This is a genomic window from Microcoleus sp. AT3-D2, from assembly GCF_036705715.1.
Taxonomy (GTDB): domain Bacteria; phylum Cyanobacteriota; class Cyanobacteriia; order Cyanobacteriales; family Microcoleaceae; genus Microcoleus.
Map to the genome: position 1 here is coordinate 113,308 of NZ_JAUBVE010000004.1, position 12,298 is coordinate 125,605.

Genomic DNA, 12,298 nt, shown 5'->3' on the forward strand with positions numbered 1-12,298 from the left:
GTGAGGACTAAACTCCTAATAAAATTTTTAGTATTTCATTCCTCGTTACAAAGTAACTTTCTTTATTTTTTATAGGTTAGATATTATTAACTGTGGTTAAAAGTCAACCCAAAAACCAAGTTTTTAGGTATATGTAAGAGTTTTGCCTTACATCTAGCGAGCCGAATAAGCCTTGAGCAAATACACGCTAACCGTCCCAAAAATCAAAAGAACTAACCCTAAAAGTAACTCCACGCTAAACCTTTGAGCATTGCCCAAAGCGACAAGAATTTGCTGCCGCACCAGAAACGCCAACAGCCAGCAAATCTCCGCCTTCAGCCCAGCCAAAAGGCCTCGCGCCAACAGATATTGCCGATGAGCGTTCTCAGAAGTAATCCGTACCGGATAATTAAAAGTGTGGGGATAGCGCGAAACCGCAGTTAAAACCGCAAAAATAATGGCAGCCACCGCCGGCACGATCCAAATCGTCACCTTGTCGCCCCAAGCATCAGCCAGCCCCCCCAAGCCGAAATGAATCGGAATTCGATCGGGCAAAACCGCCCAAAACTTGACGATGAGCAAAACAGCCAGCAAAAGCGCGATCGCAGCTAAAAGCTCTACCGCCACTACAACAGGCGAAAGTCCCAGAGAAATAACCGGCCGTTGGTTTGGTGTGTTTCCAGTCATGGCTACTTAAAATTAGATTAATATTGGAAATAATAGTATTGGTTCCAATTCCATTCCCCAACAGCTTTCGTTGGGGGTTTCCAAACATCCCGCGAGGTTTTATGACGGCTCAGGTTTTGATTGAAAAGAAAAAGTTAGAAAAACCGCCCCTAACAATACACACATTAGGCGATCGCGTCCTGCGGCAGCCAGCGAAGCGCGTCAAAAGCGTCGATGCAGAAATTCGGCAGCTAGTCCGAGAAATGCTGCAAACCATGTACAGTGCGGATGGCATTGGTTTGGCAGCCCCCCAAGTCGGAGTCAACAAACAAGTAATCGTCCTCGACTGCGATCCGGAAAACCCTGCCACACCCCCAATGGTTTTGATCAACCCCACCATCAAAAGTAGCAGCAGCGATATCTGCATCTTGCAAGAAGGGTGTTTGAGCATTCCGGGAGTTTATTTAGAAGTCAAACGCCCAGAAGTCATTGAAGTCTCCTACCGCGACGAATACGGCCGCCCACAAACCCTGATAGCAACAGAGTTACTGTCGAGGGCAATTCAGCACGAAATGGATCACCTCAACGGAGTGCTGTTTGTAGACAGAGTAGAAAACAAGCTCGCACTGAATGAAGCATTAGTCAAGCAGAAATTTTCGCCAAAGGCAGTAAAATCAGTATGATGGCAGGAACTCCGAAAAGTGGTTTACTATTAGCTCTTTCGTGCATCACTGCGATCGCGGCAGTCGGCTCCATCTTTGAGCTGTCATCGGGAGAAGCTCAACTTGGCAATTTAGTCACGGGCATCATCCTCGCCCTGAGCGTACCGCTAACTGGCATATTTTTCTATGCAGCCGTTCAGGATGCCAGGGCAAATCTATAAGCAGAGTTATTAGTCATTAGTCATTAGTCAGCAGTTATGAGTAATTAGTAATTAGTAATTAGTCAGCAGCTAACAACCAATAACTGTGGAATAAAGATTGCTCAAAAATAACATCAGCTAACAGCTCGCGAGCTCATGACCAATGACTAATGACTAATGACTAATGACTCATAACTCATGACTAATGAAATCGGATTTCTGCGACAAGTGCCAGCCAAAGACGCTCTGGGAACGCCAGCATCCAAGTACCAACTTTCTGAAGATGGGGAATTGGTCATCGGACGCGATCGCAATTGTCAAATAACTTTAGAGTCGATCGCCCACGGCATGGTTTCCCGTCGCCACGCCGCAGTCCGTCCCCTGACTCAGGGTACTTTGAGGAGATGGGAAATTTGCGACCTCAACAGCGCTAACGGAACTTATATCAACGGAAAAAAGCTCTCTCGCTGCCAAACTTTAGAAACAGGCGATCGCATCAGTCTTGGCCTTGACGGCCCTGAATTTATATTTGAATCTCCCGTAACCCCTTACCAAAATCAACCCGGATTAAGAGCACTACAAACGGGCAATTTTGCTGGTAGCGAAAAAGACGCTCTCACTTTAACTCAATTATTCCCGATCGCCTCCACTGGCAAACAATTAAGCCAAAAAGCTTACTTATATCCAGGTATCGCCACAGTTATTGTTGTCGTGTCGATGTTTGTCGCCGTTGGAAATTCCGCAGCATTCAACTTGCTGCTGTCAGCTTACCTCGCCGGTGCGGCTTACTACTTTATCTATCAACTATGCGGCAAACACAAGCCTTGGTGGGTATTGCTTGGTTCGGCTTTAGCTACAGTCCTGATTCTGAGCAGCCCCTTATTAATTGGATTTATATTCGTATTTAGAGAAATTTTGCCCGGTCGCCTGCCAATCGAAGGCGAAACAATCAGTTTTTTGCCTTTTTTGACCAGAATGTTTTTCGGGGCGGGTCTGATGGAAGAATTGCTGAAAGCCCTGCCCGTTTTGGGAGCGATGTTGCTGGGAAATTGGCTAAAAAATCCGTGGCGCGATCGCATCGGTGTTTGGGAACCTTTAGACGGCATTCTGTTAGGAAGTGCCTCGGCAGTCGGCTTTACACTGTTAGAAACTCTGGGACAGTACGTTCCCAATGTCATCCAAAATGTCACCCTGCAAGCAGGGCCCGACGCCGGACAATTAGTAGGATTGCAGTTGCTAATTCCCCGCATTTTGGGTTCCGCCGCCGGACACATGGCTTACAGCGGCTATTTGGGATATTTTATCGGTTTGAGCGCCCTCAAACCCAGGAAGCGCTGGCAAATTTTGGGCGTAGGTTATTTCAGCGCTTCCGCACTTCACGCTTTGTGGAATGCGTCAGGAGCCGCCAGCGTACTTTTGTTGGCGTTGGTGGGAGTTTTGTCCTATGCGTTTTTGGTAGCCGCGATTTTGAAAGCCAGAGCTCTGTCTCCGAATCGAGAGCAAAATTTTGCAACTCGAATATTTTCTGAAAAGTGACTTCTGACTGCTTAATTGTTGATGTGCCAGAGCACCTCAAGCTGCCATTTTTTTCTTGTGTTTTAACCAGCTTAAACCTGCCAATGCTAAAGCTGTACCCCCAGCAGTGAGAGGTTCCGGAACTGGTTCTGGTTCGGTATTCACTAGGGTGTATGAAACATCAGAGGACCCCCACCCTCTAGAGTATGGAATATAGCTATCGACGATGAGCAATCCATCGTCTATATATGATTGATAGTTCATCTGTTTGTGCACAGTCTCGTGACTCCACGAGAAATATCTCAATCCCATAGACCAAGATTCGTAGCTCTCATGCACCCAGTAAAAAGCCCCTCCTGGTTCGTCTGGAGGACTGATATATTCATTCATCACACTGTAGTAGCCACTTGCATACAGTCCGCGAAAAACTCCTTGCTCAAAAGAAGCTGTAGTCCCTGCCAAATTGTAATATTTTTCCCATCGTTCCAATCTTCCCTCGGAAACGGCAATTTCTTCAAATCCTATTCCTGTAAGCGAGGAGTTATTCAACTTAAAAAACCCGCTATGTGAACTATTTTCCACTTGGAAATTGTAGGTGAGTACGGCGGCTTGTGCTTTGTCTACTCCTACGAATGACACTGCTGCATAACTTAAAATTGTGCTAGCGATCGCACTTCCTAATCTGGGCCTTAGTTTTTGACTCATTGTTTTTTATATTAAGCTTTACGTAAGTCTAGTTTATTTGAGTGAGCGATCGCCCGTAATTATCCGCATTCTTAAAGTAAATTTTTTTGAAGTCAAAGATTGCCGAATGTAAATAACCGAACTAATACGGATGTGTCATCTGTTGTATTTGTATAATTTATGACTTTCACTATTACTTGTGAACAGAAACCAGAAAAATGTTTGATCGTTATCGCCAAATATTCCGACCGGTTTGTGTTGTGGTGATGCTGCGGACGATCGTCCCGATGCTTATACACACTTAAGAGGTTTTGTCAATACGCAGTTTCCAGACATCTTACCCCAGTATTCTGCCCTTGTGTATGAGTAGCTAATGCTTAATAGCCGGATGCGATAATCGCAACTGAACTTAGAAATTCTTCACAAATAGTTTGACTGTGGTACTATCTGGATGGCTGTGAGTAGCTGAGGGAAGCCAAGGGGCTTGATTCCTGTGGTGGTGGAGGAGAATCCAGGAGTGCTAGATAGGATGTCATTGGGATACGCAAACGTTTTCGCCCAGCGAAGTCAACCCGAACCCCTCCGCATTGGGGTGATTGGGGTTGGCAATATGGGCCAGCACCACACGCGAGTTCTGAGCTTGCTAAAAGATATCGAACTCGTGGGTGTTGCAGACATAAATGTAGAGCGGGGAATAGATGTAGCAAGCAAATACCGGGTTCGCTTCTTTGAAGACTACCGAGATTTGCTCGCCCACGTAGATGCAGTTTGCGTCGCCGTTCCAACTCGCCTGCATCACCCTGTGGGGATGTCTTGTCTCCAAGCGGGTGTTCACGTTTTAATTGAAAAGCCGATCGCGGCTAGCATTGCCGAAGCCGAATCTTTGGTCAACGCGGCTGCTGAGGCCCACCGGATTTTACAAGTGGGTCACATCGAGCGCTTCAATCCAGCTTTTCAGGAACTCGGCAAAGTGCTGAAAACTGAAGAGTTACTGGCATTGGAAGCTCACCGGATGAGTCCCTATTCCCAGCGGGCTAACGACGTATCGGTAGTTTTGGATTTAATGATCCACGACATCGACTTGCTTTTGGAATTGGCAGATTCCCAAGTGGTGAAGCTGACCGCCAGCGGCAGCAGGGCCTCAGATTCAGGTTATTTAGACTACGTGACAGCGACGTTGAACTTTGCTAACGGCATTGTCGCCACCCTGACTGCCAGTAAGGTGACGCACCGCAAACTCCGTTCAATCGTGGCTCACTGCAAGAATTCTCTGACAGAGGCAGATTTTCTCAACAACGAAATCTTGATTCACCGGCAAACAACCGCCAATTATGTGACCGATTACGGTCAGGTGCTTTACCGTCAAGATGGGTTGATCGAGAAAGTTTACACTAGCAATATTGAACCGCTCCACGCAGAATTGGAGCATTTTATTAATTGCGTGCGGGGTGGAAATCAGCCTTCTGTGGGAGGAGAACAAGCTCTCAAAGCTCTGCGGCTTGCGAGTTTGATTGAGCAAATGGCTCTCGACGGTCAAGCTTGGTATCCGAAAGAGCTAGAGTCTACTTTGCAAGTTAGCTAAATCGAGACAAATCGTGTCGTTTCCGGGTGCTTTTACAGTTTGGGTTTGTTGTTCGTTGAAGAGGGTAACTGTTCCCATGCAACCGGATTCGATGTCAGCCGATTTGAAATTGGACAATTCGGCGTGAGAAGTTCGGTGAGCGCGTGCGTCGAGTTGCGCTCAGTCGAACGATTTTAGACTTTAGATTGACTCTGCAGATGAATCTGGGGGCTTGAACTAAGGTTTTAACTTTTTTGCTCTCGACAACAGGAGTCGTGGGCAAGTATCCGTCTTTAGGTGAAGTCACGATTTATGCCAAAAAAGAGCGGCTATTTGACGACTGATGGTTTTGCTAACTAGCTGATTTCCTTGAGGACTGAGGTGAATGCTGTCTCGATACAGAGTTGGAAATTCGGCCGCACAATTGAAAATGGGAAGAAAATCTATGTAAGTAATTTTCTCTGTTTCTACGAGTTCGGCGAGACGCGCTCTAGCATTGACTTCCCAGTCGCGAGGGCCCGGGCCGCCGAGTTCGCCCCGCTTGGGCGTGACGGCTAGCAAAAACTCGATGTTGGCGGATACAGCTATTTTCTGGATTTGGCGAATAGCCTCTAAGTTGCAGCCTACTACATCGCCGCTGGTGGCTCCGGGTGCTGCCAATTGGGGAGTCGGCACTGCAGGTAGCAGATAGCGGCTCAATAACTCTAGTGTCGCCGATCGGGGTTTGTGATCCGGGTAAGATCGATCGCGCCCCACAACCAGATCACAAGGAGCCGATGCAAACAAATCGTCCGTATTGAGCAGCAAAACCAAAACCTTTGCCCCAAAAACACCGAACCGCTTGGCGTAAGCAAGTTGATTCCTCGGCCCCCAAGAATTCGCTGAGGCGTTTAGAACTTCAAAATTTAAATAGTTGACTTGTGAACCTAATTGTGCACCGCTCGCCAGATTCTGTACTAGCAGTCTCAAATTCCGAGCCATAATTTCCGAGATCGTATCTGTCTGATGTGTCCACCAACCTCCGTTGGCGACAGAATCTCCCAACAGCAAGACGCGCAGAGTTTCTGGAGGGGCGATCGGGGCGATCGCTCCGCTACGCATCGAATACTCGTTAATCTCAATCCGGTTGCCCAAGCGGCGCACCTTCTGGTTCGGCGCCAACAAATAGCCGCACTCGGCATCGGCAATGTAAATCAAAGGATTACCAAAACCCAGCAGCACCCGCAGCAGCACTTCGATTGCCGCCCCCAATCCTGCGGTGACAGCCAAAATTATGAGAACAACTTCCACCAGTCAACCTCGATAGAGAAGGATAAACCCTGCCGACACCAAGGTATAAAAAAGAATGCAACTGCAGTCAAGCTTTCAGCCCCGATTGTAGTCAGCAGATTAAAGATTAAAGATTAAAGATTAAAGATTAAAGCATTGACTCCACAGATGAATCTGGGAGATATCGCTAAAATATAAACTTTTTTGCTTTCCAGGACTCCTGCCTAGAAGCAAGTATCCGTCTTTAAGTGAGGTGAGCGGGTCGCCTATGTAAAATCTAAAATCTAAAATCTAAACTGTTATGGCTGCGGGGTTTGAGCAACTGGGCGACCCGATTAAGTCAACTGAATCGCCCCCGTGGATATAGAATTCTAGAATATACCGTCAAAATCCGCCGTCAGCCGTCAGTAAGGAACCCCACGCTTAAAAGCGGGGGCTTTCAAGACAGTCCGGCTCTATGAGCGAGATTGAACCGAAAGCCCAAACCTTACCAGAGACAGGATCAGACCTACGTTTTTTGAGTCACGATACCGGAAAATGCGACGCTAGTTTTCCGCTCTATCGCTGAGAGTTAAACAGGCTTAATGGGGTCAAACCAGTGCTTTCAGCCTAACAAGCTCACTAAACATTCTCGAAGCGAACATTACCCCGAAAGGGAGATTGAGGCAACCATGCCTCACCGGAGAGGCCACCCGACCTCTCCAACCCCGAAAGGGGATTTAAGGCGACGGTCGTCGCAGCCGCCTTCATCCCCATGCGTAAAGTCAGGGGCTTCCCGCTCGTTTTTTGGTGAACTTGGTGGTTTCAGGAAAATCCGTGGACTTAAAACAAATATTCAAAACGCCGAATCCCATAATCGGTGTGGTACATTTACAGCCTTTGCCAACTTCTCCCCGCTGGGGCGGGAACCTCAAAGCTATTATCGGAAGAGCCGAGCAAGAGGCTACAGCGCTGGCTTCTGGTGGCGCAAACGGTATCATTGTCGAGAACTTTTTCGACGCTCCTTTTGCTAAAGACAGCGTAGATCCGGCGGTGGTAAGTGCCATGACTCTGGTAGTTGAGAGGCTAACAAATCTCGTGACGCTGCCGATCGGCGTTAACGTGCTGCGAAACGACGCCCACAGCGCGATCGCCATCGCCTCCTGCACAGGAGCTCAATTCATCCGCGTCAACGTCCTCAACGGCATCATGGCTACAGACCAAGGCTTAATTGAAGGCCAAGCTCACCAGCTACTGCGCTACCGCCGGGAATTGGGCAGCGATGTCAAAATATTAGCAGACGTGTTAGTCAAGCACGGGCGCCCCCTAGGCAGCCCTAATTTGACCACAGCCGTCCAAGAGACGATCGGGCGAGCTTTAGCCGACGCCGTAATCCTTTCCGGCTGGACAACTGGTAGCCCTCCCAATCTCGAAGACTTAGAACTCGCGAGTGCAGCAGCGGCGGGAATTCCAGTTTTCATCGGCAGCGGCGCCTCGTGGGAAAACATTTCCACCCTCATGCAGGCCGCTGACGGCGTAATCGTATCGAGTTCCCTGAAACGAAACGGCCGCATCGAGCAGCCTATAGATCCGATCCGTGTCAGTCAGTTTGTAGAAGCCGCCCGCCGCAGCTTGTCACAGAAAGAGCGCGAACAGGAAAATAGAGATGCTAATGGCTCAAGAGGGCCAACACCGGAACCGGGCAAAGTCACAAGTAAAACGTAAAATAGGAATTGTTGACTGTTGACTGTTGGCAGTAGTCAGTAGTCATCAGTTATCAGTCATCAGTCATTAGTTAACAATTAACAGTCAACAGTCAACAGTCAACAGTCAACAGTCAACAATTCCCAATTCCCAATTCCCAAATTACCAAATCAAAAAATGATTCGCCGACGTTCAACCCCTTGGATTCATCGCTGGTCTCGGACTGTGATGGCAGCGATCGCAGCCATAGGCGTCGTAGAAACGGCCTATCTCACGATCGCTAAATTCACGACTGGCTCGGTCATTTGTCCCACCAGCGGCTGCGACAAAGTTCTCAACAGCCCCTACGCTACAGTCTTTGGCACAGTGCCTTTAAGTTTGTTAGGCTGTCTGGCTTACCTGAGCATAGCAGTCCTGGCATTGGCCCCCAAAGCCGTCAATCCCGCCACCAATAAAGGACTGCACTCTCAACTAGAAAACAAAACTTGGCAAGCGCTATTTATCATCACCGCTGCGATGGTAATTTTCAGCAGCTATTTGATGTATTTGATGGCTTTTGAAATTCAGGAACTGTGCATTTACTGCATCACTTCCGCCTTATTTGCGCTGTCGCTGTTTGTGCTGGTGCTAGTCGGGCGCGAGTGGGAAGATATCGGACAGTTGGTGTTTACAGGCATTTTGGTGGCAATGGTGAGTTCGATCGGCGCCTTGGGACTTTATAACAGCGTCAACTCACCTCCTCCTATTGTCTCTACCCCCGGACTTGTACCCCCTGCCGTCACTACAACCTCCGGTCCTGCCCAAATTTCTTTGGCCCGCCACCTCCGACAAATCGGCGCTAAAGAGTACGGCGCTTACTGGTGTCCCCACTGCCACGACCAAAAAATGCTGTTCGGCAAAGAAGCAGCCAAAATAATTGATTATTTTGAATGCGATCCCAAAGGCCAAAATTCCCGCGCTGAGATTTGCCAAGCTGCTGCGGCTAATATTAAAGGTTTCCCGACTTGGGAGATTAATGGTCAGTTTTATGCGGGGACACAATCTTTGGATAAACTCGCTGATTTATCGGGTTACACCGGCCCCCGCAACTTTCAAAACTGACAGGAAAGTTGGAGATTATAGATGACAGATTTTAGATTGATGGGCAGGAAATATCCTAGTTTTTAACTTATTTTATCCTTAGCTCGTGCTGCGAAATCAATCTAAAATCTTGCATCTATAATCAATAAAAAAATAATAAAAGTTAGTGAGAACGAAAAAAAATAAAACAAGTTGTGGGCCTCTACTATTTAGATCTGCGAATAACTACTAAAACTTTTACATAAAAATGCAAGAAACCGGGTTTCTGCTTCCAGAATGATTGTTGAAATGACATATTTTGGTTGCGAAACCCGGTTTCTGCTTTTGCAGCCCGATCGCACCGAAAAACCAAAAAATTGGATAATCTAAAATCTAAAATCTAAAATCGACTCGCCCGCACCAAAAAACCAAAAAATTGGATAATCTAAAATCTAAAATCGACTCGCCCGCACCAAAAAACCAAAAAATTGGATAATCTAAAATCTAAAATCTAAAATCTAAAATCTAAAATCTAAAATCGACTCGCCCCGGAGATGTAAAACCTATACGTAGTAGTAGTTTAGATGCTCACAGGGCGAGACCAAAATCCCCAAAATATGCTAAAAACTATCAAAAAATGGGTTGATCGAGAACGCCGAGTATTGATTACTGCGAGTGCCGTTGCTAGTACGGTCATTGTCATGCGCTGGTTCGGATGTTTTCAGGTATGGGAATGGGCTGCTTTCGACCAATTTGTGCGCTGGCGGCCGGCCGAACCCATTGACTCGCGCATCGTCATTGTAGAAATTAAGGAAGCTGACTTGCAAAAATACGGCTACCCAATTTCGGATGCTGTATTGGCCCAATTGCTGCAAAAATTGCACGCTGGCAAGCCGCGGGCGATCGGCCTCGACGTTTACCGAGATTTGCCAACTCAACCGGGTAACGCCGAATTGCTCAAAACTTTTAAAACTATTCCCAACTTAATCGGCATTGAGTTGATGCCAGACGAAACCCGCTTCGGAGTTCGCCCGCCTCCGGTACTTGACAAGCTCGATCGAATCGGTTTCAACAACGTTGTTATCGACGCTGACTCAAAAGTGCGGCGAACTTTGCTCTACGCTTGGCCCGGAGACGGCAAAACTCATCAAAGTTTCGCACTCAGACTGGCTTTGCTTTACCTCAAAAGCGAAGGCATTTCCGCTCAACGAGCAAGAGTCAATCCTAAATACTTGCAGTTAGGCAAGGGGGTTTTTCGGCCTTTTCAACCGAATGACGGTGCTTACGTTCGATCGGACAGCCGCGGCTATCAAATTTTGACCAACCTGCGCGGCCCGCGAGGCAGTTTTCGCACTGCATCGATGGGCGATGTGCTTTCTGGCAAAGTACCTGCTGATTTTGTACGATCGCGCGTTGTCTTGATCGGCTCAAATGCCCCCAGCCTCAGAGACTTTTACCAAAATTCTTACAGTTCAGGTTGGTTTAGTCCTCCCCAGCAAATACCGGGAGTCGAGCTTCAGGCTCATTTCTTGAGCCAAATTTTGAGTGCAGCCCTCGACGGGCGCGGGGGTATCAATGTCTGGCCAGAGGCTGCGGAGTTGCTGTGGATTTTACTTTGGTCTTGGGCGGGAGCAAATGTGAGTTGGAATTTGCGATCGCTTGGTCGATCGGCTTACTGTTTATTAAGTATCTGTCTAGGTCTCAGTGCCAGTTTATACTTAGCATTCTTAGCAGGTTGGTGGCTACCCTTAATTCCTCCAATCCTCAGTCTTGTGGGTTCGGGTGCTGCTGTTGTGGGTTATCTGGCTCATTTGCAAGAAGAATTAAAACGGTCTAAAGAATTTTTACAATCGTTAATAGATACAATTCCCGACCCCATTTTTGTCAAAGATCGAAATCACCGCTGCATAGTTTTGAATCAGGCCTATTGTCGGTTTATTGGCTATCCTTTAGAAATTTTAACTTGCCGAACCGATTACGATTTATTTCCCCAAGCCGAAGCCGAGATATTTTGGCAGCAAAACGAATTAGTATTTCAAACTCACCAGCCGCGAGAAAATGAAGAATATTTTACTGATGCTCACGGAATTACGCATCTGATTGCGACTAAAAGATCCCTGCATCAAGATGCTGCCGGCAACCTATTTTTAGTCGGAGCAATCAGAGACATTACCGAGCGCCAACTTCGGGCAAATGCCCTAGAACAAAAAAATGCTGAGCTCAGCCACCAAGCTTATCACGATGCTCTTACCGGTTTGCCCAACCGCCAAATGTTCTACGAATGCTTGCATCGGTCTCTAGAAATAGCCTCCAGCACTCAGGAATTGGTAGCTTTACTGTTTTTAGATTTAGATGGATTTAAGTCAATCAACGACACTCTCGGACACAATGTGGGCGATTTACTCTTAAAAACAGTTGCCAGTCGGCTCAAAAAATGCTTGCGCGGCAGCGATACTATCTCGCGGTTGGGCGGCGACGAGTTCACAGTCATTTTGCCCGCAATTCCCGGTCACGAGGAAGCTGCGAAAGTAGCCCAAAAAATTTGCGACGCCATCATGCAGCCTTTTATTTTAGAAGAACATACAGTTTCTGTAACTACAAGTATTGGCATTAGTTTATATCCCATTGACGGTCAGGAGCCAGAGATTTTAGTTAAGAATGCCGATGTTGCGATGTATCGTGCTAAGGAACGCGGGAAAAATCAATATCACTTTTATTAATCAAGACAAGTTAAAAATATAATGCAACTGTAGGTAAAGTCCCCACCTCGATATTGATAAGTCATTTATAATTATTCAATTTTTTTATCTAAAATTTCAATTACTTCAGACAAACTTTGAGTAAATTTTAGACCTCAAACCCTAATTGGGCCGTGAGGGAGATATTATTTCAGGCGTCCCCTGTGCAGCTAACTTTAAAAAATAGCTCGATCCTTAAACTGTAAGCCTTCTAAGCTTTTTGAAACCGATCAAAAAAATGTCCAAAGTAGTGAAATCTCAAATCTAAAATCACATAGTTTA

Annotated in this window: 10 protein-coding genes; 7 read left to right on the forward strand and 3 right to left on the reverse strand. The window is 46.9% G+C overall.

What is annotated here, in order from left to right:
- Positions 1–153 precede the first annotated feature (153 nt).
- A complete protein-coding gene (locus QUB44_RS03250) occupies positions 154–666 on the reverse strand; it encodes a DUF1648 domain-containing protein (protein ID WP_333363050.1) in 513 nt (170 codons plus the stop codon).
- 101 nt (positions 667–767) lie between these two features.
- On the opposite strand from QUB44_RS03250, the gene def reads away from it, so the two are divergent.
- From def to QUB44_RS03265, 3 genes are all read left to right on the forward strand, one after another.
- Positions 768–1,328, forward strand: a complete 561-nt coding sequence (gene def, locus QUB44_RS03255) for a peptide deformylase (protein WP_333363155.1) — start codon at positions 768–770, stop codon at positions 1,326–1,328.
- Positions 1,328–1,528 (forward strand): hypothetical protein, encoded by a 201-nt coding sequence (locus QUB44_RS03260; RefSeq protein ID WP_199292547.1) that lies wholly within the window; start codon positions 1,328–1,330, stop codon positions 1,526–1,528. The genes def and QUB44_RS03260 overlap by 1 nt, the downstream gene beginning before the upstream one ends.
- Before the next feature lie 177 nt (positions 1,529–1,705).
- A complete protein-coding gene (locus QUB44_RS03265) occupies positions 1,706–3,043 on the forward strand; it encodes a PrsW family glutamic-type intramembrane protease (RefSeq protein ID WP_333363053.1) in 1,338 nt (445 codons plus the stop codon).
- A 36-nt stretch (positions 3,044–3,079) separates the two neighbouring features.
- Here the strand turns inward: QUB44_RS03265 and QUB44_RS03270 are convergent, their stop codons facing one another.
- Positions 3,080–3,727: a PEP-CTERM sorting domain-containing protein gene (locus tag QUB44_RS03270; RefSeq protein WP_333363055.1), complete on the reverse strand. Its 648-nt coding sequence runs from the start codon at positions 3,725–3,727 to the stop codon at positions 3,080–3,082.
- A 508-nt stretch (positions 3,728–4,235) separates the two neighbouring features.
- Here QUB44_RS03270 and QUB44_RS03275 point away from each other — a divergent pair.
- A complete protein-coding gene (locus tag QUB44_RS03275; RefSeq protein ID WP_006635844.1) occupies positions 4,236–5,288 on the forward strand; it encodes a Gfo/Idh/MocA family protein in 1,053 nt (350 codons plus the stop codon).
- A 282-nt stretch (positions 5,289–5,570) separates the two neighbouring features.
- Here the strand turns inward: QUB44_RS03275 and QUB44_RS03280 are convergent, their stop codons facing one another.
- Positions 5,571–6,557 (reverse strand): GDSL-type esterase/lipase family protein, encoded by a 987-nt coding sequence (locus QUB44_RS03280; protein WP_333363059.1) that lies wholly within the window; start codon positions 6,555–6,557, stop codon positions 5,571–5,573.
- A gap of 795 nt (positions 6,558–7,352) precedes the next feature.
- Between QUB44_RS03280 and btpA the strand changes: the two genes are divergently transcribed.
- The 3 genes from btpA (at position 7,353) to QUB44_RS03295 (ending at position 11,998) form a co-directional block, all read left to right on the forward strand.
- Positions 7,353–8,240 carry a photosystem I biogenesis protein BtpA gene (btpA, locus tag QUB44_RS03285; protein WP_138921119.1) on the forward strand — a complete coding sequence of 296 codons (888 nt, stop codon included), beginning with the start codon at positions 7,353–7,355 and terminating at the stop codon, positions 8,238–8,240.
- Between the two features lie 156 nt (positions 8,241–8,396).
- On the forward strand, positions 8,397–9,320 hold the full coding sequence (locus tag QUB44_RS03290; protein WP_333363062.1) for a vitamin K epoxide reductase family protein: 924 nt from the start codon (positions 8,397–8,399) through the stop codon (positions 9,318–9,320).
- A gap of 542 nt (positions 9,321–9,862) precedes the next feature.
- Positions 9,863–11,998: a CHASE2 domain-containing protein gene (locus QUB44_RS03295; protein WP_445299862.1), complete on the forward strand. Its 2,136-nt coding sequence runs from the start codon at positions 9,863–9,865 to the stop codon at positions 11,996–11,998.
- The last annotated feature ends 300 nt before the right edge of the window (positions 11,999–12,298 follow it).

What these genes read in the sequence shown, in the direction of transcription:
- QUB44_RS03260 (WP_199292547.1), top strand. Translation starts at nt 1,328, where the DNA reads ATGGCAGGAACTCCGAAAAGTGGTTTACTATTAGCTCTTTCGTGCATC.
- QUB44_RS03290 (WP_333363062.1), top strand. Translation starts at nt 8,397, where the DNA reads ATGATTCGCCGACGTTCAACCCCTTGGATTCATCGCTGGTCTCGGACT.
- QUB44_RS03270 (WP_333363055.1), bottom strand. Translation starts at nt 3,727, where the DNA reads ATGAGTCAAAAACTAAGGCCCAGATTAGGAAGTGCGATCGCTAGCACA.
- QUB44_RS03275 (WP_006635844.1), top strand. Translation starts at nt 4,236, where the DNA reads ATGTCATTGGGATACGCAAACGTTTTCGCCCAGCGAAGTCAACCCGAA.
- def (WP_333363155.1), top strand. Translation starts at nt 768, where the DNA reads ATGACGGCTCAGGTTTTGATTGAAAAGAAAAAGTTAGAAAAACCGCCC.
- QUB44_RS03295 (WP_445299862.1), top strand. Translation starts at nt 9,863, where the DNA reads ATGCTCACAGGGCGAGACCAAAATCCCCAAAATATGCTAAAAACTATC.
- QUB44_RS03265 (WP_333363053.1), top strand. Translation starts at nt 1,706, where the DNA reads ATGACTAATGAAATCGGATTTCTGCGACAAGTGCCAGCCAAAGACGCT.
- QUB44_RS03250 (WP_333363050.1), bottom strand. Translation starts at nt 666, where the DNA reads ATGACTGGAAACACACCAAACCAACGGCCGGTTATTTCTCTGGGACTT.